Here is a 19,815-nt window from a genome sequence, read left to right on the forward strand (position 1 = left end):
CGAAATTGCCGGTTGCCGAATGGGGCCGGCAGAACCCAGGGAGCGCCAAGCTCTTTGGCGTCCCTCGTACTATGTTGCTCAATGGAGGATGTAGCTATGAGAACCGCATTCGACTTTTCCCCGCTCTATCGGTCGAGCATCGGTTTCGACCGCATCTTCAACCAGCTGGAAAACGCGCCGCAGGCAGTCGAAACCTGGCCGCCTTATGACATCGAGCGAAGCGACGAGAACACCTATCGCGTGAGGATCGCCGTCGCCGGCTTTTCCGAAGACGATCTCGACATCAGCCACGAGCCGAACCTTCTAATTGTCTCGGGCGAGCGCAAGGAACAGGACGAGGTGGAATATCTCCATCGTGGCCTTCCGGTGCGACCGTTCACACGGCGCTTCGAGCTTGCCGATCACATGACGGTCACCGGCGCCTCGCTCAACAACGGCCTGCTGACGATCGACGTCGTGCGCGAAGTGCCCGAGGAGATAAAGCCGCGTCGCATCACGATCGTCAAGGACGACGGCGCGCGAAAGGCCGGGCAGGTCGAGAGGCCGAAGCAGGCCGCCTGAGCGAAGGCGATCTCTGGCGTTCGCCTTTTGGCACAACCAGTCGAGAAAGGAGAACATCAATGGCTATTCGTGATCTCATCCCTTGGGGCCGGGAGAACAGTCCGGTTCCCAGCCTCTATCGTGACGATGACCGAGACCCGTTCATGGCGTTGCATCGCGAGATGAACCGCCTGATCGACGACGCGTTCCGCGGTTTCGAAACGCGCATGCCGTCGCTCAGCGGATTTTCGTCGGCGCGCGGCAGCTGGCCGAGCGTCGAAATCTCCGATGGCGAGAAGGAGATCCGCGTGACCGCGGAAATTCCCGGCATGGACGAGAAGGACATCGAGGTGATGCTCGATGACGGCGTGCTGACGCTGCGTGGCGAGAAGCGCTCCGAGACCGAGGACAAGGACAGGCAGTTCTCCGAGCGGTTCTACGGCCGCTTCGAGCGCCGCATCCCGCTCGGCTACGAGGTCGAGCAGGACAAGGTGAACGCCGCCTTCCACAACGGCGTGCTCACCGTGACGCTGCCGAAGACCGAGCGCGCGCAGGCGAAGGCCAAGCGCATCGCGATCAGTGGCAGCGCCGCCAGCCCCGGCAAGAGCAAGCACTGACAACATCGGCAGCCGGACGCGCAAGCCGCGCGCCCGGCTGCGTCGGATACCTTAGAGCAACAAGCCCTACCAGCATCAACTTCCAGCGGCAGGCTTTGCCTTAACGTTCTCCTGCATCGTCGCATGAAGGTCTGTTGGGGCGGTGCGGACCGCCGCCATCGCGTCCTTCGCCGCCGCTTCGTCGAAGGGCGAAGCCTGCTGTGCCACCGCCAGATTGGCCCGCGCCATGCGCAGTTCGCGCAGTGGAGTGCTGAACGCTGCATGGTGATGGTCCTTTTGCAGTCATTGGCCGCAAGCGACTGCTGGCCGATACGCAGGAAGGACCCTGCCCTACGCGCGCCGGCGAAAAATTCACACCGGCAGCCGGTTCGGTGTCTTATCTAGTCAAGCAAGCTCACTATTTGCAGGATGAGGATCAACAGCACAAAGCCAAGGACACACGCAAAGACCGCGATCCAAAAGACGGTGCGTTGCTGTCTGCCCACGGCTTTCTCCCTGAAAGCGTACCCCATCCACCAATACGAACGTCTGTCTCAAAAGTTTGCTTGAGGCCCGGCGGAGAGCGAGCAAACATGACTCAGGCAAAAGAATCTCCTGACAAGATGTTCGTTTGCGAGGGCGGCTACATCATTCATCCGGACGATGCAGAAATATTAGTAATTTCTAATAATTGTTCCTGAGCAGCGGAACCTCCGGGTTCCTGCTGCGGATCGGGCTCCAACCCGATCGGGCCCGCGCTCTCCGCCAGAGGCGCGGGCTTCATTTGTTCAGCCGATGCGCCAGACGACGCGGAGGCCGCATATTGAATATCTACGGGAGCATTAGTAGCAGAAGTCGCTACCGTGGCGTTCCTGGCATCCAGGAAAGGGTGGCGGGCTTTCCTTTCCATTGTCGAACTGCTGAAGCACGCCTACAGAACGGGAGTCAATTCCAGCACCACGAAAGCGGTGACACCCAGCACAACGAGGGCATAGGCCGCATAAAGAACAAGCAGCAAAACTTCAAAGTCGCGGAAAGAGGTCGTGGTGGTCCTGATCTGTTGAGGCTCTGTTTTCTCGATAAGGTCGGTTTGGGGTGGCTCTGCTGTCGCGACGACGTAGACAATCCGGTCGTGCTCGGCTGCCTGCAATATCCGTTCCGCGATATCGAGAGCGATCACTGGATCATCGGCCAGCTGATCTCCAGCTATTCGGTATTCAGTAACAGTCTGGACCTCACGTTTTCCCATGCACGATAATAGCGTCATTTAAATTAGGTTCCACTAAACTACAGATGTTTGCGGCCCGGTCGTCATGTGACCAGGCGTGAACAATCGTGGGCCGCGATCCCCCTGCCCCGCGTCCTCCAATTAAATGGCGTAGGCCGTTCTATCGCCTATGACGGGCGCCATTGCTGGTAGGTCACGATGCTAAAGCCGCATGTAGACCCCGAAACAGGAGCCAGAGAGGGCATTCCGCGCGTGGGCAACGCATCTTGCGCGTGCGCTGGCGGGCGCGCGCCCCTTCTCCGCGCCCCCTTCTCAGTGTCCCGTTTCAGATCGCCTCGCGCTCCCGTTCCGGAGTGGCGACCAGCAAGGCCGCGGCGGCATTGGCGGCGGCGAGGGCGGCCTCGACCTGATGTCCGCGGGCAAGGCCCGCCGCGAACGCGCCAACGAACTCGTCACCGGCGCCATGGGTGCTCACGACCTTCACCGGAATGGCCGCCAGCGCGAAGGCCTGACCGTTGCGGTCGCAATAGGCAACACCTTCCCCGCCGGCGGTGACGATCGCGGCCGGGTAGAAATCGACCAGCATCCGTGCCGCCCCGGCAGCACCCTCGAGCGTATCGACGACGGGAATGCCGGCCAGAAGTTCCGCCTCGATAGCGTTAACGATAACGAAATCGGTGAGTGCGATCAGTTCGCCGGACAGTTTTCGCGCGGGCGCGGCGTTGAGCACGACGCGGCCGCCATGCGCCTTCACCGCCCGCGCCGCGGCGATGTTGGCAGCCTCCGGCACCTCGTTTTGCAGCAGCAGCACCGACGTTTGCGCAACCATATCGGTGGCCGTCGCGATGTCCGCTTCGCCCAAGGTGAGATTGCTGCCTGAGACGATCACCGCGCCATAGTCGCCACCGTCGTCGAAGATCGCCACGCTCATGCCCGAGCCGGCGCCAGGCGCAACCCTCACGAATCGGCCGTCGACGCCGCAACGGCCGAGGTTATCGAGCAGCGCGCGGCCGAAATCGTCGTCGCCAACGGCGCCGATCATAGCCGAGCGCACGCCGGCCCGAGCCACCGACACTGCCTGGTTGCCGCCCTTGCCGCCGCATTTCGGCTGCCATGCATGGCCGGTCACGGTTTCGCCCTTGCGTGGGCGATCGGGTGCTTCGACCATGATGTCGTAGTGCAGGCTGCCAAACACGGTGACCAGCGGCGAGGAAGCCGTCATGTTCCCCTGTCCCGGCGTTTCGACGTCACTGCCGACATGGTGCGGCCGAGATTGCGCTCCGCCGCCTGGTAGTCGCGCTGCGCCACTGCCACGAACAGCGCGTCGAGAATGTTGAGCTGGGCGATGCGTGCCGCCGCGTTCTCCCCCATCAAGGGCGAACCCTGCGCGGTCGAGCACAGCACGATGTCGGCGACGGCGGCCAGCGGCGAGTTGTCGTAGTTGGTGATCGCCAGCGTCCGCGCGCCGCTTTTGCGAGCGAGATGGATGGCATCGATGACGGCGCTGGTGTTGCCGGAATGCGAGAAGCCGACGGCGATGTCGTCGGCGCCAAGCAGCGATGCCGACATCAGCATCATGTGCGAATCGTCGTAGACGGATGCGCGGATGCCGATGCGCAGGAATTTGTGCGAGACGTCGCGCGCGATCTGCGCCGAACCACCGACGCCATAGAAATCGCGGTTCTTGGCGCGATAGAGAAGATCGGCGGCGCGGTCGAAATCGTCCATGTCGAGGATCGCCAGCGTTTCCTCCAGCGCCTGGATCGAGGTGCGGAACACCTTCTGCACGATCTCGGCCGAACTGTCGTCGACCGACAGTTCCTGGTGCATTTCGGCGGTCGGCAGGCGGCTGTATTCATAGACCGAGGTGCGAAAGTCGCGATAGCCGGAAAAACCCAGCTTCTTGGCGATCTTGACCACCATCGCCTCCGACACGCCGGCCTCCTCGGCGATCTGCTTGAGCGGAATGGTCTCGTCGAAGCCGCGCCGCCCGAAGACGGTTTCCACCACCTTCGCCTCGAGCGGCGTCAGATGCGGCATCATCATGCGGATCCGCGGTCCTACTGCTTTCAAATCCAGGCTGGTCAAGGTCATCCACGTCCCCTCGTCACGCGATCGATGAGCATCGCGGCGAGGATTATAAGACCAGTTGCCAGCAGCTGATAGAAGGACTGGACATTCATCAGCGTCAGGCCGTTACGCATGGTGCCGAGGATGACGGCGCCCAGAATGGTGCCGACCACGCTGCCCTTGCCGCCCATCAGCGAGGCGCCGCCGATGGCCGCAGCGGCAATGGCATCGAGCTCCCAGAGATTGCCGAGAATGGGCTCGGCGGCACCCAGCCGGCCGATCAGGATCTGCGCGGCAAGGGCCGCCAGCAGGCCCGAGATCATGTAGGCGGCGATCTTAGTGCGGGCGATCGGCACGCCTGCTATGTAGGCGGCTTCCTCATTGCCGCCGACGGCGAGCAGATATTCGCCGAACGGCATCTTCTTGAGGACGATCCAGGCGATCAGCGCGACCACGGCAACGATGATGACCGCCAACGGCAATCCGAACAGCGATCCGTTGAAGATGGCGCGGAAGCCGGCAGGCAGGCCGAGCACCGGATTGCCGCCGGTATAGATCAGCGCCAGCGCCCGATAGGTGCTCAGCGTTCCCAGCGTGACGATGAAAGGCTGCAGCCCGACATAGGCGACCAGCACGCCGTTGAGCAGGCCGCAGACGAGGCCGATAGCGAAGCCGGCGGCGATGGCCAGCGGAAACGGCACGCCGGCAACCAGCATCGAGGCCGAGATGACGGCCGAAAGGGCTGCCGTCGGCCCGACGGACAGATCGATGCCGCCTGAGATGATCACCAACGTCATGCCCAACGCCAGGCAGGCATTGATGCTCGACTGCTGCAGGATGTTGATCAAATTGCGCTCGGCAAAGAAGCCCGGGACCAGCGCACCGAAGACGGCGAGGATCACGACCAGGCCGATCAGCGTGCCGGCGTCGCGCATGGAAAACCGGTGCAGGAAGTCAGCCCGTGGGCGCGCTGCTGTGTGTTCGGTTATATCAGTCATCCGTTGGTCCTGTCGGTTATGCACCGGCCCGATGGCCTTGCGCCTTGCCGGCCTGAGTCTCCGATTGGGGTATCGCGTGCGCCGCGATCGCCTGTTCGTTGAGATCGGCCCGATCGAGTTCGGCCGCGACCGCGCCGTCGCGCATGACCAGCACGCGGTCGGCGAGCCGGATCACCTCGGGAAGCTCGGACGACACGACGACGACCGAATGGCCCTCGGCAGCGAGCTCCTCGATCAGGTGATAGATCTCCGCCTTGGCGCCGACATCGATGCCGCGCGTCGGCTCGTCGAACAAAAGGATGCGCGTTCCCGCCGCCAGCCAGCGGCCGATGATCGCCTTCTGCTGGTTGCCGCCGCTGAACAGCCGGATCGGCCGGTCGAGCAGGAACGGCCTGAGATTGACCCGCTTCATCTTCTCGGCCGCGACCCGTTTCAGCCTGGTGTGATCGATGATGCCGCGCGGTGCGAACACGCCCATCGACGCCAGCGCCATATTGCTGGAGATCGACCGCAACGGGACGATACCTTCGCGCTTGCGCTCCTCCGGCACCAGGCCGATGCCGGCCGCGATGGCGTCGCGCGGACCGGAAAGTTTTATCGCCTTACCGTCGATCTCGATTGCGCCTGACGAGGCGCGGTCGGCGCCGGCCAGCAGCCGCAGCAGTTCGGTACGGCCCGAGCCAACCAGGCCGGCAATGCCCAGCACCTCGCCGCGATGCAGGTCGAACGAGACGTCATGGACCTTGGTCGCCGAGGCGAGGCCACGCACGCTCAGCCTGACGTCGCTGGAGGCGTGCGAGCGGTGCTGTTCCTGGGCAAGCTCGCGGCCAACCATCATCGAAACGACGGCTTTTTCCGACACCTGCGCGAGATCGACGGTTCCGACCACGACGCCGTCGCGCATGATTGTGGCGCGTTGGCAGATGCCGAACACCTCGTCCAGCTTGTGCGAGACATAGACGACCGCGACACCGTCGCGCGCCAGGCCGGCAATGACTACGGCCAGGCGCTCGAACTCGCTCGGCGTCAGGCTCGATGTCGGCTCGTCCATCGCCACGATGCGCGCCCGGTCGAGCAGCGCCCGGGCGATCTCGACGATCTGCCGCTGCGCGACCTTCAGGCTGCCGAGCGGGGCTGCCGGATCGATCGTCGGGTCGATGGTGGCGAGGGCTTCCGCAGCGCGGCGCTCCTGCTCGCGCCGTGCGACGAAGATGCCGCCGCGCGTCAGGGGATGGCCGAGGAACATGTTCTGGGCGACGCTGAGGTGCGGCACCTGCTGCAATTCCTGGTGGATCATGGCGACGCCCGCTGCGCGCGCGGCGACCGGATTGTTCAGCGTCACCGGCTTGCCGTCGATCAGCACGGTTCCGGCTGTCGGCCTGTAGACCCCCGACAGGATGCGCAGCAGCGTCGATTTGCCGGCTCCGTTTTCACCGAGCAGGCCATGGATTTCGCCGCCGCCGACCGAAAAGGAGACATCGCTCAGCGCCCGCACGGCCGGGAACACCTTGGAAATGCCCTCGAATTGCAGCCGCGGGACAGACATTGGTTCTATTCTCCAGGCAGAGGGTGCCAGCCGAATGGCCGGCACCCGCCTTGTGCTAGTTGCCCGCTGCCGCGTCCTCGAGCAGCGCCTTGCGCACGGCGTCGCCGGCGCCGGAGTAACGGTCGGCATTGTCCTTGGTGATCAGCGCCTGCGGTGTGGCGACGACGCGCGGCAGCTTCTGCCCGGCTACCAGTCGCAGCGCCGATTCCAGCGCCACCTCGCCGGTCAGAACCGGGAAACTATCGACGGTGCCGGTCAGCTCGCCCGCGCGGATCGAGGCATAGGCGTCGGAGATGCCGTCGGTGCCGAAGACGGCAACCTTGTCCTGCAGCCCGGCGGCCTTGACCGCCTCGACGATGCCCAGCGCCATGCCGTCATTGTTGGCATAGAAGCCGATCAGGTCGGGGTGCTGCTGCAGGATGTTGGTGGCCGCATCGTAGGAGGTCTGGCGATCCCAGTTGCCGGGCACGCTGGCGACGACCTCGAACTTGCCGGCCTCGGTGATCGTGGTCTTGAAGCCGTCGGTGCGCTGCACGGCGGCATAGACGCCGGCCTGGCCTTCGACGATGGCGACCTTGCCGCCATCCGGCCGGTTCTTGATGAACCATTTGGCGACGCGCACGCCATTGTCACGCTGGACATTGCCGACATAGTGCTCGGCCTGCGGGATGACCGCGTCATTGACTTGACCACCGGCACGTTGGCGGCCTTGGCCTGTTCCATGATCGGCTGCAGGTTGGAGTCGGTCTGCGGCGAGACGAGAAGCACGTTGTAGCCCTGTGTGACCAGGCCTTCGGCGATGGTGAGCTGGCCGAGCTGGTCGCCCTCGCTCTGCGCCGCCTGATAGACGACCGGAACGGCGACGCGGTCGCCGAACGACTTGTAGCCCTCCCCCAGCGAGCGCCAGTATTCGTTGGTCAGCGTCTTGGAGACGGCGCCGGCCTTGGTGCCGTCGGGCAGCTTGGGGAACGCACCGAACTTGGCCTCGAGCTGCGACCAGTCGATCCGATCCTTCTCGGTGTCGGAATTGAGCGGCGCAAGGTCCGCGGAAAAAGCCGAGCCGATGGACAGCGCCATCAGGGCAGCGGTGGCGGTGGCAAGCAGAAATTTCATGGTTTTCCTCCCTTGTTGAAAACGGCGCCGGCCTCAGCTGTCCGGTCCGAGCATGGCTTCCTGGATGATGGCCTGCGACGCGACCGCGTCCTGACGGTCGACGGCGGTGGACAGGCGGTTGTCCTTTTCGAGCCGATCGACGACGCGCAGCATGCGCTTGACGGTGGCGATGTTGACTTCGCATTCGTGGACGGGATCGAGCCCGGTCATATCGGGAAATGTGTCGAAGTAGATGGCGCCGGCGTAGCCGTCGCGTCGGATCTGCCTGAGCAGCTCGATCGTCTGCAGCGTATGCACCGCGCCGACCATCAGCCCGTCGTCGCGCTTGGCGTAGCCATCGTTGAGATGGACGCCGAGCAGCTTGCTATGGCGCGCCACGAGTGCTGCGGCAAAGGCCGGCTGCTCGTCGGCATAGAGCACATGGGCGAAATCAAGCGTCACGCCGAGATTGGGCAGGCCGATCTCGCGGATCGCCAGCAATGTCGTCGCCGCGTCGGGCATCAGGCTGTAGGAGCGCGGCTCGTTGGGTTTGTATTCCAGGCTGACCTGGCAATCGGGGTCATGCGCCGCAACTTCACGAATCCCATCGATCTCGTGTTGCCAGAGCGCCGCATAATCGGCCTGGAAGGCATAATCGAAGCCATCCTGCCCGAGCCACAGCGTCATCAGATTGGTGCCGGCCTCACGCGCGGCGTCGATGCCTGCCTTAGTCAGGTCGATGGCTTCGCGGCGAACAGCGGGATCCGGATTGGTGAAGGCACCGAGCTTGAAGGCCGGGTTGGAGTAGTAGCGCATGGCGAGACCATTGATGGAAAGACCGAGATCGCCGAGTTTTCGCGCCATTTCCGCAGGTTTTTCATCGACATGGTCGGGAAAGTTGAGGTCGAGGTCGGTCAGCCCCGCAACCTTCGCCGCACGCGCCGCCATCTGCAGCATGGACGGCTTGCCGGCAAGATCCGGCCATTCGGCCTGTGGCCGCGAGGCAAAGGAATTCAGGCGTGTGGCGAAACGATTGGCTTTCATGGAGGACCCTTCGGTGGACATAACTTCACATATATATGAAAATTTGTAAAGTTCTTATTTGAGGGAGATGGACCATACCTGCGAACGGCGGTCGCGTGATGCATCGTCCGGCGCCGCCGATCGTAACCATGTACAACCGCTCGCCGCCCTTGCATCTCGCGGGCCAATTGAGCATCCTCGCCGACGTTAGTTGCACCGCGGCCGGGGGGTTCGCACATGCCGACGCTCTATGCGCTCAAACCAGCCTTCCAGGCGAAGCTGCGGCCGCTTGCCGACCGGCTGGCCGGGGCCGGCGTCACCGCCAACCAGATCACGCTGCTGGCCGCAGCCCTGTCGGTCGCCACCGGCGTTGTGGTCGCGGCCCTTGCCGGCCATCGCGCGGTCTTCCTGCTGATGCCGGTGGTGCTGTTTGCGCGTATGGCGCTCAACGCCATCGACGGCATGCTTGCGCGGGAGCATGGTCAGGCCTCGAAGCTCGGCATGTGCCTCAACGAACTCTGCGACGTCGTCTCGGATCTCGCTTTGATCCTGGCCTTTGCCGCCATCTTCCCAGCCTGGGGCGTCGTCGCCTTTGCCATCACGGCAGTGCTTGTGGAATTCGCCGGTGTGCTTGGCATCGCGGCGGGCACGGGGCGCAATTATGCCGGGCCGTTCGGCAAGAGCGATCGGGCGCTGGCGCTCGGCATCATCGGCTTCCTCATCGCCTGCGGCCTATGGGTGGAAGCGATCACGCCGTTTGTGTTTCCGGCAATGGCTACACTCTCGCTGGTCACCGCCATCAACCGGATACGCAGCGGCCTTAACGGGAGCGGCGGCTGAAATTCCGGTCGCATCCGCCAGGGGAACAATATGCTTCATGAACCAACGATTGCCGCTTCCGCAAGTGAGCAGCGGGTGGCGCAGGAGCGCACCTTCCGCACCCATGACGGCACCGAGATCTTCTACCGCTACTGGCCGGCGGTCGGGCAACCTGCCAAGGGCGCGGTCCTGCTGTTCCACCGCGGCCACGAGCATGGCGGCCGCATGGCGCATCTGGTCGACGAGCTCGACATGCCCGACCATGCCCTCTACGCCTGGGACGCGCGCGGCAATGGTCGCTCGGCCGGCGAGCGCGGCTATGCGCCGTCCTTTGCCGCGCTGGTGCGCGATATCGACTGTTTCGTGCGCGAGATCGGCAGAGACGGGTTCAGCCAGCGCGACATCGCGCTGATCGCGCAATCCTTCGGCGCCGTGCTCGCCGCCGCCTGGGTGCATGATTATGCACCGCAGATTCGCGCTTTGGTGCTGGCCTCGCCGGCCTTCTCGGTCAAGCTCTACGTGCCATTCGCCAAGCAAGGCATTGCGCTGTGGCAGAAGATCAAGGGCCGCTTCTTCGTCAATTCCTACGTCAAGGCCAAGTTCCTGACTCATGACCCCGAGCGCATCGCCTCCTTCGAGGCCGATCCGCTGATCACGCGGCCGATCGCCTCCAACATCCTGGTCGAGCTCTACGACCACGCCGCGCGCATCGTCTCGGATGCCCGCGCCATCACCGTGCCGACGCAATTGCTGATCTCCGGCAGCGACTGGGTGGTGCGGCATGGACCGCAGCACGAATTCTTCGTCAATCTCGCCAGCCCGGCCAAGGAGCGGCATGTGCTGCCCGGTTTCTTCCACGACACGCTGGGCGAGCGCGACCGCCGCAAGGCACTCGACCTGATCAAGCCGTTCCTCGAAACGCAGTCCACGACGCCGGAGAAGCCGGTCGACCTGACCGCGGCCGACCGCGCCGGCTACACACGCGACGAGGCCGACCGGCTGGCCTCGCCGCTCGCTTTGCTGTCGCCGAAAGGCCTCTACTGGGCAATGAGCCGCGCCTCGATCCGCATGGGCGCCTGGCTGTCGTCAGGCATGAAAACGGGGATTGCCACCGGCTTCGATTCCGGCTCGACGCTCGACTATGTCTACGAGAACGAGGCGCGAGGCACCGGTCCGCTCGGCCGAATGATCGATCGCACCTTTCTCGACGCCATCGGCTGGCGCGGCATCCGCCAGCGCAAGCTGCATCTGGAAGAGCTGATCGGCCGCGCCACTCAGACGCTGAAGGCCGCCGGCCGCCCGGTCCATATCGTCGATATCGCTGCCGGGCACGGCCGCTACGTGCTCGACGCCGTCGCCAAATGCACCGAGCCACCGGCAAGCGTGCGGCTGCAGGACTTCTCCGACCTCAACGTTTCGCTCGGCTGCAAGCTGATCGCCGAGCGGCACCTGCCGACCAGCATTTCGTTCCACCAGGCCGACGCTTTCGACGCCCAAATGCTTGCCCGGCTCGATCCGGCGCCGGACCTCGCCATCGTCTCCGGGCTTTACGAATTGTTTGCCGACAACGCCATGATCGCCCGCTCGCTCGGCGGGCTGGCCAAGGCGATGCAGCCCGGTAGCCTGCTTCTCTACACCAACCAGCCCTGGCATCCGCAGCTCGAAATGATCGCGCGCAGCCTGACCTCGCATCGCGGCGGCCAGGCTTGGGTGATGCGCCGGCGTACGCAAGGCGAGATGGACCAGCTGGTGGCGGCCGCCGGCTTCGAGAAGCTCGACCAGCGCATCGACCAGTGGGGCATCTTCACCGTCTCGATCGCGCGGCGCGTCTGAGCATGGTCTTGCCTGTCCTTGGCCCTGCCGCTGCCCCTGCCCTTTCTGCGCACGAGCCGTACGCCGGCATCGTGCTGCGTTCGGCGTTATGGCTGGCGTTTCTGGCGCCGTTCTTTTACGTGACCTACGGCTTCGCCAACTGGCTGGCGTCGCAGCGCTCCGATGTCGGCAGCATCGTCTTTGCCTGGGAGCGCGGCATCCCGTTTATCGCCTGGACGATCGTGCCCTATTGGTCGATCAACCTGTTCTACGGCCTGTCGCTGCTGTTGAACGATACCAAGCGCGGCGTCGACCGGCTCGCCGGCCGTTACCTCACGGCGCAGATCATCGCCGTCGCCTGCTTCATACTGTTCCCGCTGACGGCGACCTTCATGCGGCCGCAGACATCAGGCCTGCCGGGGTTCATGTTCGCGGTGCTCGGCGGCTTCGACAAGCCGTTCAACCAGGCGCCGTCGCTGCACATCGCGCTGCTTGTCATCATCTGGGATCATTGGCGCTGTCGGCTCAAAGGCATGGCCGCCATCATCTGGCACGGCTGGTGTTTCCTGATTGGCGCCTCGGTGCTGACGACATGGCAGCACCATGTCATCGATATCCCGACCGGCGCTTTGCTCGGCTTCCTCGCCCTGTGGCTGTTCCCGCGCGACGGCGAATTGCCGTTCGCCGGCTTCCACCTAACCGCCAATCCCAGGGCACGGCGGCTGGCGCTGTTCTACGCGCTCGTCGCAGCGCTGGCAGTGACCGGCGCCGTTGCCGGCGCCTTCGTCTCGGCGTTGTGGCTAATCCTGCTGTGGCCGGCGCTGGCGCTGGCCATCGTCGCCTTCGCCTATGCCGGGGCCGGCGTCAAAGTGTTCCAGAAAGCCGCCGACGGCAGCGTCTCGCTGGCCAGCCGTGTTTTGCTGCTGCCTTACCGGCTTGGCGCCAGGATCAATGTGTGGGCGTGGACGCGCAAGCTGCCGCCGCATGTCGCGATCGCGGACGGCGTCTTCCTCGGCCGCTTTCCCACCGCCGCCGAGGCCGACGCTTTCGGCACGGTGATCGACCTTGCCGGCGAGTTGGAAAGCCCGCGCGGCGTCACCTGCCGCTGGACGGCTGTCGCCATGGTCGATCTTTTGCCGCCCTCGCAAGCGGCGCAAGCGCAAGCGGTGGCTGCGATCGAGGCAGCGCGCGGCCATGGCACGGTGCTGGTCTGCTGCGCGCTCGGCTTCCAGCGCAGCGCCGGCGTCGTCGCCGAATGGCTGGTTGCCACCGGCCGCTCGCCAACGCCGGCGCAGGCGCACAAACGGCTCGCGTCATCGGGCCGGCCGGTGCATCTTCGGATCGCGGCGGACGAGCCGGCATGAGTGCCCATCGTGACAAAGCCGAAGCACTCGCCGCCGGGCTGATGACGCAGGCGGTGTGGCCGCTGCTGCTGGTGCTGGCAACGTTGGTTGCCGCGCCGGTCATTGCCGTGGCAGCGCAGCCGCAGGCGACGATGCTGGCAGCGGCGGCCTGGCTGGTCGCGGCAGCGAGCGGCGTGGTCACCCTCGCCGTCTCGGCCCTACTTGTCTTCGACGCGTTGCTGTTTTGGATGATGGCGAGCCACATCAGCGAGGCCGCCGGCGGTGCCTCAGTCGACGACGTGCTGGCGCGCATGCGCGTCAAACCGGCCGCTGCCGGCATCCGCTCGCTCGACCGGCGCATCGCGGGCACACAGCGCCTGCTGATGAAGCAGCGCATCGCGCTCGGCCTGTTCGTGGCGGCATCCGCTGTCGCCTTGTCTTTCTGAACCGGACGATGAGCAAGCTCGGCACAAGGACCTTCACCCTGCTGCAGACCGTGACCTCGGTCGGCCTGTCGGCGCTGGCCTGGGCGGTGACCGGGGTGCGGCCGATCTGGAACGGCAGCCAGCCGTCGGACCGGCAGCGCATCTACTTCGCCAACCATGCCAGCCACGGCGATTTCATCCTGCTGTCGGCCTGCCTCAGCGAGAAGGAGCGCGCCCGCACCCATGCCGTCGCTGCCGCCGACTATTGGGGAAAATCGCGGCTGCGCCGGTTCATCGCGCAGGACATGCTGTCCTCCGTGCTCATCCACCGGCAGTGGACCTATGAGGCGCAGAATCCGATCTCGATCATGCTGTCGGTGCTCGACGAGGGCCATTCGCTGATCATCTTTCCCGAAGGCACGCGCAACATGACCGACGAGCCGCTGCTGCCGTTCCGCTCCGGCCTTTACAATCTGTCGATGGCGCGGCCCGACGTCGAACTCATCCCGTGCTGGATCGAGAACATGTCGCGGGTGCTGCCCAAGGGCCAATTCGTGCCGGTGCCGCTGCTCTGCCGCGTGGTCTTCGGCGCGCCGATCGCCATTGCGCCCGGCGAGGAACGCCGCGCCTTTCTCGACCGCGCCCGTGAGGCGCTGCTTGCGCTGAACCCCCGCCCGCCAACGCATGATGCGGAAAAGTGGAATCCAGTTTTCCGGAAGACATCATGCGACCAAAAGAGCTTAGAGCATCGTGCAGGATCCGACATCCGGCCCGACGCTCTAAGAGGCGACTAGAACAACATGCCAATGCACGAAACCCTCATTCTGGTTGTCGGCCTCGCTGCGGTGCTGACCACGGCAAGCCTGGTCGCCGGCGTCCTGTCGTGGCGCGCGCCGAAGCCGCTGTCCTCGACGCTGGTCAACCTCAACCAGCGCATCAACGCCTGGTGGGTGATGGTGGTGGCGATCACCGTCGCCTTCTTCTTCGGCCGCTCCGGCATGACCATCCTGTTCGCGCTGATCTCGTTTGCGGCCTTGCGTGAATTCGTGACGCTGACGCACAGCCGCCGCAGCGACCATTGGGTGCTGCTCGGCATGTTCGGCATCATCATCCCGTTCCAGTACTGGCTGGTGTGGACCGCCTGGTACGGCCTCTTCACCATCTTCATTCCGGTCTACTGCTTCCTGCTGATGCCGGCGATTACCGCTCTGCACGGCGACACCGAGCGCTTTCTCGAGCGCGTCTCGGCGCAGCAATGGGCCGTCATGATCTCGGTCTACTGCGTCAGCCACGTGCCGGCGCTGCTGACGCTCGAGGTGCCCGGCTTCGAAGGCCGCAATTTGCTGCTGATCGCTTTCCTGATCATCACCGTGCAAGGCAGCGACGTGCTGCAATACATCTTCGGCAAGCTGTTCGGCAGGCACCTGATCTCACCGAAGGTTTCGCCGTCGAAGACCTGGGAGGGCCTGGTCGGCGGGCTGGCGGCGTCGAGCCTGCTTGGCGCGCTGCTGTCGTTCCTGACACCGTTTTCGTCGCTCCAGGCGGCGGGCGTCGCCTTCATCGCCTGCCTGATGGGCTTTCTGGGCGGACTCGTCGCCTCCGCCATCAAGCGCGACCAGGGGGTGAAGGACTGGGGCCATCTGATCGAGGGCCATGGCGGCATGATGGACCGCGCCGACAGCCTGGTCTTCGCCGCCCCGGTTTTCTTCCACACCGTGCGCTATTTCTGGACGTGAGAACGAGCAACGATCGGCGCTGGCAGCGACTTTGAGCGCAACCGGCGGGTCGCTCGACCACGCTACGCCTTCGAGTCTTGCCGCAGGTCGTGAGAGATGTTCCCGTGGCTCTGCTTGGACCAGCAGGAACGCGGATGAAGTAGTTATGGCGCAGCCAGAGCGCCTCGGCGGATGGCAAGGGCGACATCGGCGGAGAACGGCGGCACATCAAGCTTTAGCCAGCCGTCCGAATTCGCTTGCCATTCCGCCATTCGCCTGCCGGCCGCGGTATCCCAGGCGATGACGCGATAGGTGCCGCGAGCCAATCCGGGCAGCTCCAAGGCGGCCGGAACCGGCGCAGCGCCGGCGCGAAGCATGCCGTTTCGCCCGATCGTGTCGCGGCGAACCAGCCAGACCACTGCCTGGGAATCGTCACCGCAGGCAACAGCCGCGGCGTCGGGACCGGAAACTCGCATCTTGTTGCCGAGATGGGAACGCCGGAACGAAACCCAGTCGATCAGAGGGAGGAAATCGGCCAGCGAACGCTGCGCCCGCCGCATGCCGGGGGTGAGCACGTGCGGGGTGCGGTTTGGCCATCGCATGCCGCCACCCGCGCCCCCCGCCGCCAGGTGAGCCCATTGCAAATGGCGGAAATATTCATCATCGAAAGGTTCCGGAAGCGTGATCTTCTTGTCCTTGAACGAGTGGATAGGGCCGTGCTCGGAATCGAGAAAAGGGCGGCCGTCATGGATTTCGCCGAGCGCCTCTCCGACGATCCGCGCCATTCCGAGCGCCGGCGCCACAGTGTCACTGGGGTCATCGATCGTGCCCTCCTCGTAGAGATGGAGGGAGGCGAAGTCGAGGTCTGGGTGGCGGAAGATCGGCCCGGGCAGCGGCATGTGGGGCCGCCAGCGAAGCTCAGGTCCGAACAGCGAGACGGTCTGCGGGTGAGAGCGCCCGTAAAGTGACATTTCCAGCCGGCGCACAAAATCGCTGAGGTCATGGATGAAGGCGCCGAAGCCATCCGCGCTGCCCTGAGCCTGCTCGGGATGGATCTCGTTCCAGAGGTCCCATGCGAAGAAGGCTCCGCTGCCGCTCCATCTGCGAACCACGAATTCCAGCCTTGCCTTGATCGCGCGGCGCGTCTCGGCGCAGACCAGGAATCGCGACGGGTGGTCCAGCACGCCTCCGTTATTGGTGTTGTAGGGGTGGTGGCGCCAGTGGAGCCACTGCCAGTACGTATCAAAGGGGGTGAGCAGGATTCTTAAGCCCTGTTTTTCGCAAAGACGAAAGAGATCGTCCCACAATTGCACCATTGCCGGCACGAAGCGGCCCTGCGGCTTCTCGAAGTAGCGGTGGCGAACCTGGGCATATTCCAGCATCAGCCTGAGGCAGGTGACGCCGCTTTCCTTCAGCCAACGGAGATGATTTTCCACGCCGGCCATATCGGCGCGCCGGAACAGGCCATTGAGTTCCGGCCAGCTGACCGCGTCATTCTGCCCGATCGGGGTCCATGCCTCGCCGTCCTCGGTGGCGAAATAGGAACCGGCTAACTTGATCCAAGGCAGGCCGGCAGCTGATCTCGGCGCAGAGGCTTCCACTTCCCCGACCAGCGGTATCGCCAATCTAATATCGTTCAAAGGCATACCCCGAATTTCGTCCCCGGAGCGGTATAACTGCCGCGGTGGCGAAATGTTTCGCCGGGCTGGCAGGCCAATGGACTCTCATCGATTTGCGGTGCAAGGATGCCCTGCCCTAGTCGGAGCGAAGGAGCATCTCCTTCTCCTAAGCGACGGCCTCGAAGGCCTGACGCACCTCCGGTGGGGTTACCCCGTCCCAAACCCATCTATGCAGGACTGGACCGCTTTCTTCCACTCAGGCCCCTTCTTGGGCAGTCATGAGTTGCTAGGGCTTCCTCGACGTGGTTGATCCCCAGGTAATCCAGGCCGGTCGATCCTGACGAAGAACGAGCCAGGGCGCGATCATGGTCCGTAGTTTGCTGCGCCCTTGCGGCAGAGCCGGCCTTACGATCATCGTTACGGTATGGACTATGGCAGGAACGCGGATGAAATAAGTTATGGCGCTGCCACGATGCTCGTGCTGGTCGTCCCTGTCAGGCGACTCGTGAAAGGACTTGCTGATCCAGGTCGCACCTAGCCAGTCCGAAACGCCAGCGATGGTTCGTTGCCTCACGTCTGCTCTGGTAAAACAAGGTCAGTTTCCCGCCCTCGATCATCACCGTCGAATGGCCGTTCTCCCCAGGCTCACCAGGATCAAGCACGGGGCCGACCGACACGTAGGGGCCCTGGACGTCGTCGGCGATGGCGAAGAATACGCGCTGACGACTTCCGCGCGGACCGTCGGGAAGGAAGCAGGTGGCGTTGAGAAGCACGCGACCGTCGGGCAATTCGACCAGTTGGGCGCCCTCGATCCCCCATTCGTAGTCCGGATGCTCGCGCGCATTGTGATGGGGAACGTCGAGATGGTCCAATATCTTGCCGAGACGTTTCCACGGCCCGAACCAGGAATCGGATTGACTGCGCGCCAGATAGACGTCAGGCTGCGGCACCCTGGTGAATTTAGGCATGCCTGAATAGACGATGTAGCGCTTGCCGCCGATGATCGCCGGATGGGGATCGTAGATACCGTCCTCATCGGTGTCCGGCAGGGACAGTATCGCCGGATTCAGCACCACCCAATGAAAGCCATCATTGGACACAGCATGCTCGCAACGTCCGCCCGACTTCATGAATTCGGTCTGAATAAACATGTGGAAGACGCCGCATTCATGAATGACGCCGGGCGCCGCTATGCCCGATCCGGTTACCGCCAAATCGAGCGCCTCATGCTCAGCCCACGGCCCATAAAGGTCCGGAGCCGTGGCATGTAGTATTTTCCAGCTCTCGGTCGTGACAGTGCCGCTGGAACCGAAGACGTGCCAAAGCGCGCCGTCGAATACCGGACAAGGATCCTTCAGATCATCCACGGACTGCGGGTGAAACAACGGAAAGACGTTGGTTTCAAAGTTGAACTTCATTTCTTCGCTCTCTCACGGTGGCTGCCCTCTTCGGCCATCTGTGGCGACCAAAACGAATCATGCGCGGCTCGTTAACTCTTATACCTGCGCTCATGAATGGTTGTTGAACGATTGAGCGGATTTCAGCCGTTCTGTGGCAATGCGCCACATTTGGCGAGATCTGAAGCTGCAAGGGCCTCGGCCTTGGCCGAGGCGACATGTCCGTCGGGTGTTGGTAGCAGCGCCGCTTCTCTTCGCAATTGCGCAAGTGGCCGGCTCGGCGGCTACAGCCGATTAAAATCAGTGGAACAACTTACTCAAATGAAAGTTAGATGTGCGGATGAAGGCTTCATCAGGAGCGTGCTTCGATTAACATATGTTAATCTGGAGAATTAGCTATAACCAAAGAGGTTTCTTACATGAAAATAGCGGGTGGCAAAAGAAATAAATCGGATATCCCCATAAAATCGTCTATTATACTTTGCTTTTCTCACCTAAGGTGGGATTTCGTACACCAACGCCCGCAGCATATTCTGACGCACGCCTCAAACCAGCAGCAGCTAATTTACTTTGAGGAGCCGGTCTACGAGGAAATACGCTATCCTTCGATGCGGGTGAACGATCGATCTGCAATGATCACAATCGTAACCCCGGTTCTTCCGGCCGGCATTTCCGCAACAAAGGCGGATGCTATCCAGCGCAGATTCGTCGACCAGATCGTCAACTCAACTCCGCATGACCGGCTGACTATATGGTACTACACGCCCATGGCGCTGCGTTTCAGTGACCATATAGCCTGCGATATATGCGTCTACGACTGCATGGATGAACTCTCCGCCTTCAAGAACGCACCGGCGGAGTTGACGCAGATGGAAAAAGCGCTGTTCCAGCGCGCTGATGTCGTGTTCACGGGCGGGCAGAGTCTGTACGAGGCCAAGCGAAGCCTCCATAAGTCGATCTTTCCCTTCCCCAGCAGCATCGACGTTGCGCATTTCCACAAGGCAAGAGAGCCCGGCGATGACCCTGTAGATCAGGCAGACATACCTCACCCGAGAGTGGGCTTCTTCGGCGTGATCGACGAACGGCTCGACGTTGAAATGATCACACATGCGGCTGCGGCAATGCCCGAAGTGCATTTCGTCATGCTCGGCCCGGTGGTCAAGATCGACCCGCTAAGCCTGCCGCGCGCAAGTAACTTACATTGGCTGGGTGCCAAGTCCTACGCCGACCTGCCTCGCTATCTCAGGCACTGGAGCGCCGGCTGGATGCCCTTCGCGCTCAATGAGGCGACTCGCTATATCAGCCCGACCAAAACTCCTGAGTTCCTGGCCGCCGGACTGCCGGTGGTCTCCACGGCGATTGTGGACGTCGTGCGCACCTATGGTGCCGAGGGCCTGGTCGACATTGTTGACGCCGAAGACATCGAAACCAAGCTTCGGTCCCTTCTGTCACGTCCCCGGAATTTCCTGTTGAAGGAAGTCGATGCCTACCTCGCTAACATGTCCTGGGAACGAACGTGGGATGCAATGGCTGCCCATATTCAGCGCGCCTATGCAATGAAAAGCATTTTGCCTTTGCGCCGGGGAGCCTGA

18 protein-coding genes and 1 pseudogene are annotated in these 19,815 nt (G+C 63.3%); 9 read left to right on the plus strand and 10 right to left on the minus strand.

Annotated elements, in window-relative coordinates; genetic code table 11:
* Window positions 1-96: 96 nt before the first annotated feature.
* Together NKH36_RS17235 and NKH36_RS17240 are read left to right on the plus strand one after the other, a co-directional pair.
* Window positions 97-561 (plus strand): Hsp20 family protein, encoded by a 465-nt coding sequence (locus NKH36_RS17235; protein ID WP_352963444.1) that lies wholly within the window; start codon window positions 97-99, stop codon window positions 559-561.
* Window positions 562-620: 59 nt separating this feature from the next.
* Complete coding sequence (locus NKH36_RS17240; RefSeq protein WP_352963446.1) at window positions 621-1,157, plus strand: Hsp20/alpha crystallin family protein; 537 nt, start codon at window positions 621-623, stop codon at window positions 1,155-1,157.
* Window positions 1,158-1,232: 75 nt separating this feature from the next.
* Here NKH36_RS17240 and NKH36_RS17245 read toward each other — a convergent pair whose 3' ends face one another.
* The 8 genes and pseudogenes from NKH36_RS17245 to NKH36_RS17280 form a co-directional block, all read right to left on the minus strand.
* Window positions 1,233-1,385, minus strand: coding sequence for a hypothetical protein (locus tag NKH36_RS17245; RefSeq protein WP_352963448.1), 153 nt, complete (start codon window positions 1,383-1,385; stop codon window positions 1,233-1,235).
* 682 nt (window positions 1,386-2,067) lie between these two features.
* Window positions 2,068-2,385, minus strand: coding sequence for a hypothetical protein (locus tag NKH36_RS17250; protein ID WP_352963451.1), 318 nt, complete (start codon window positions 2,383-2,385; stop codon window positions 2,068-2,070).
* A 304-nt stretch (window positions 2,386-2,689) separates the two neighbouring features.
* Window positions 2,690-3,586, minus strand: coding sequence for a ribokinase (locus tag NKH36_RS17255; RefSeq protein ID WP_352963452.1), 897 nt, complete (start codon window positions 3,584-3,586; stop codon window positions 2,690-2,692).
* Entirely contained in the window at window positions 3,583-4,458 is an 876-nt protein-coding gene (locus NKH36_RS17260) for a MurR/RpiR family transcriptional regulator (RefSeq protein ID WP_352963453.1), read from the minus strand. The genes NKH36_RS17255 and NKH36_RS17260 overlap by 4 nt, the downstream gene beginning before the upstream one ends.
* Window positions 4,455-5,432: an ABC transporter permease gene (locus NKH36_RS17265; protein ID WP_352963454.1), complete on the minus strand. Its 978-nt coding sequence runs from the start codon at window positions 5,430-5,432 to the stop codon at window positions 4,455-4,457. The genes NKH36_RS17260 and NKH36_RS17265 overlap by 4 nt, the downstream gene beginning before the upstream one ends.
* A gap of 16 nt (window positions 5,433-5,448) precedes the next feature.
* Window positions 5,449-6,978, minus strand: a complete 1,530-nt coding sequence (locus NKH36_RS17270) for a sugar ABC transporter ATP-binding protein (protein WP_352963455.1) — start codon at window positions 6,976-6,978, stop codon at window positions 5,449-5,451.
* Between the two features lie 55 nt (window positions 6,979-7,033).
* Window positions 7,034-8,091, minus strand: a pseudogene (locus NKH36_RS17275) (sugar ABC transporter substrate-binding protein).
* A 33-nt stretch (window positions 8,092-8,124) separates the two neighbouring features.
* Window positions 8,125-9,114: a TIM barrel protein gene (locus NKH36_RS17280; RefSeq protein ID WP_352963456.1), complete on the minus strand. Its 990-nt coding sequence runs from the start codon at window positions 9,112-9,114 to the stop codon at window positions 8,125-8,127.
* A gap of 216 nt (window positions 9,115-9,330) precedes the next feature.
* Between NKH36_RS17280 and NKH36_RS17285 the strand changes: the two genes are divergently transcribed.
* The 6 genes from NKH36_RS17285 to NKH36_RS17310 are packed head-to-tail and all read left to right on the plus strand — an operon-like array spanning window position 9,331 to window position 15,228.
* Entirely contained in the window at window positions 9,331-9,933 is a 603-nt protein-coding gene (locus NKH36_RS17285; RefSeq protein WP_352963457.1) for a CDP-alcohol phosphatidyltransferase family protein, read from the plus strand.
* Window positions 9,934-9,963: 30 nt separating this feature from the next.
* Window positions 9,964-11,745 carry a bifunctional alpha/beta hydrolase/class I SAM-dependent methyltransferase gene (locus NKH36_RS17290; RefSeq protein WP_352963459.1) on the plus strand — a complete coding sequence of 594 codons (1,782 nt, stop codon included), beginning with the start codon at window positions 9,964-9,966 and terminating at the stop codon, window positions 11,743-11,745.
* 2 nt (window positions 11,746-11,747) lie between these two features.
* Window positions 11,748-13,088: a phosphatase PAP2/dual specificity phosphatase family protein gene (locus NKH36_RS17295; protein WP_352963461.1), complete on the plus strand. Its 1,341-nt coding sequence runs from the start codon at window positions 11,748-11,750 to the stop codon at window positions 13,086-13,088.
* Entirely contained in the window at window positions 13,085-13,513 is a 429-nt protein-coding gene (locus tag NKH36_RS17300) for a hypothetical protein (RefSeq protein WP_352963462.1), read from the plus strand. Before NKH36_RS17295 ends, NKH36_RS17300 begins: the two co-directional genes overlap by 4 nt.
* An 8-nt stretch (window positions 13,514-13,521) precedes the next feature.
* Complete coding sequence (locus tag NKH36_RS17305) at window positions 13,522-14,286, plus strand: lysophospholipid acyltransferase family protein (RefSeq protein WP_352963465.1); 765 nt, start codon at window positions 13,522-13,524, stop codon at window positions 14,284-14,286.
* A 12-nt stretch (window positions 14,287-14,298) separates the two neighbouring features.
* Window positions 14,299-15,228: a phosphatidate cytidylyltransferase gene (locus tag NKH36_RS17310; protein WP_352963468.1), complete on the plus strand. Its 930-nt coding sequence runs from the start codon at window positions 14,299-14,301 to the stop codon at window positions 15,226-15,228.
* A 143-nt stretch (window positions 15,229-15,371) separates the two neighbouring features.
* On the opposite strand, the gene NKH36_RS17315 is transcribed toward NKH36_RS17310, so the two are convergent.
* Both NKH36_RS17315 and NKH36_RS17320 read right to left on the minus strand, forming a co-directional pair.
* Window positions 15,372-16,847, minus strand: coding sequence for a glycoside hydrolase 5 family protein (locus tag NKH36_RS17315; protein WP_352963471.1), 1,476 nt, complete (start codon window positions 16,845-16,847; stop codon window positions 15,372-15,374).
* Window positions 16,848-17,320: 473 nt separating this feature from the next.
* A complete protein-coding gene (locus NKH36_RS17320; RefSeq protein ID WP_352963473.1) occupies window positions 17,321-18,244 on the minus strand; it encodes a glycoside hydrolase family protein in 924 nt (307 codons plus the stop codon).
* A 611-nt stretch (window positions 18,245-18,855) separates the two neighbouring features.
* Between NKH36_RS17320 and NKH36_RS17325 the strand changes: the two genes are divergently transcribed.
* Window positions 18,856-19,815, plus strand: a complete 960-nt coding sequence (locus tag NKH36_RS17325) for a glycosyltransferase (protein ID WP_352963475.1) — start codon at window positions 18,856-18,858, stop codon at window positions 19,813-19,815.

This window comes from Mesorhizobium sp. M1312 (assembly GCF_040318115.1).
Classification (GTDB): Bacteria; Pseudomonadota; Alphaproteobacteria; order Rhizobiales; family Rhizobiaceae; genus Mesorhizobium.

What these genes read in the sequence shown, in the direction of transcription:
- NKH36_RS17295 (WP_352963461.1), top strand. Translation starts at nt 11,748, where the DNA reads ATGGTCTTGCCTGTCCTTGGCCCTGCCGCTGCCCCTGCCCTTTCTGCG.
- NKH36_RS17280 (WP_352963456.1), bottom strand. Translation starts at nt 9,114, where the DNA reads ATGAAAGCCAATCGTTTCGCCACACGCCTGAATTCCTTTGCCTCGCGG.
- NKH36_RS17255 (WP_352963452.1), bottom strand. Translation starts at nt 3,586, where the DNA reads ATGACGGCTTCCTCGCCGCTGGTCACCGTGTTTGGCAGCCTGCACTAC.
- NKH36_RS17300 (WP_352963462.1), top strand. Translation starts at nt 13,085, where the DNA reads ATGAGTGCCCATCGTGACAAAGCCGAAGCACTCGCCGCCGGGCTGATG.
- NKH36_RS17270 (WP_352963455.1), bottom strand. Translation starts at nt 6,978, where the DNA reads ATGTCTGTCCCGCGGCTGCAATTCGAGGGCATTTCCAAGGTGTTCCCG.
- NKH36_RS17245 (WP_352963448.1), bottom strand. Translation starts at nt 1,385, where the DNA reads ATGGCGCGGGCCAATCTGGCGGTGGCACAGCAGGCTTCGCCCTTCGAC.
- NKH36_RS17250 (WP_352963451.1), bottom strand. Translation starts at nt 2,385, where the DNA reads ATGGGAAAACGTGAGGTCCAGACTGTTACTGAATACCGAATAGCTGGA.
- NKH36_RS17235 (WP_352963444.1), top strand. Translation starts at nt 97, where the DNA reads ATGAGAACCGCATTCGACTTTTCCCCGCTCTATCGGTCGAGCATCGGT.
- NKH36_RS17325 (WP_352963475.1), top strand. Translation starts at nt 18,856, where the DNA reads ATGATCACAATCGTAACCCCGGTTCTTCCGGCCGGCATTTCCGCAACA.
- NKH36_RS17240 (WP_352963446.1), top strand. Translation starts at nt 621, where the DNA reads ATGGCTATTCGTGATCTCATCCCTTGGGGCCGGGAGAACAGTCCGGTT.
- NKH36_RS17290 (WP_352963459.1), top strand. Translation starts at nt 9,964, where the DNA reads ATGCTTCATGAACCAACGATTGCCGCTTCCGCAAGTGAGCAGCGGGTG.
- NKH36_RS17320 (WP_352963473.1), bottom strand. Translation starts at nt 18,244, where the DNA reads ATGAAGTTCAACTTTGAAACCAACGTCTTTCCGTTGTTTCACCCGCAG.
- NKH36_RS17310 (WP_352963468.1), top strand. Translation starts at nt 14,299, where the DNA reads ATGCACGAAACCCTCATTCTGGTTGTCGGCCTCGCTGCGGTGCTGACC.
- NKH36_RS17305 (WP_352963465.1), top strand. Translation starts at nt 13,522, where the DNA reads ATGAGCAAGCTCGGCACAAGGACCTTCACCCTGCTGCAGACCGTGACC.
- NKH36_RS17285 (WP_352963457.1), top strand. Translation starts at nt 9,331, where the DNA reads ATGCCGACGCTCTATGCGCTCAAACCAGCCTTCCAGGCGAAGCTGCGG.
- NKH36_RS17260 (WP_352963453.1), bottom strand. Translation starts at nt 4,458, where the DNA reads ATGACCTTGACCAGCCTGGATTTGAAAGCAGTAGGACCGCGGATCCGC.
- NKH36_RS17265 (WP_352963454.1), bottom strand. Translation starts at nt 5,432, where the DNA reads ATGACTGATATAACCGAACACACAGCAGCGCGCCCACGGGCTGACTTC.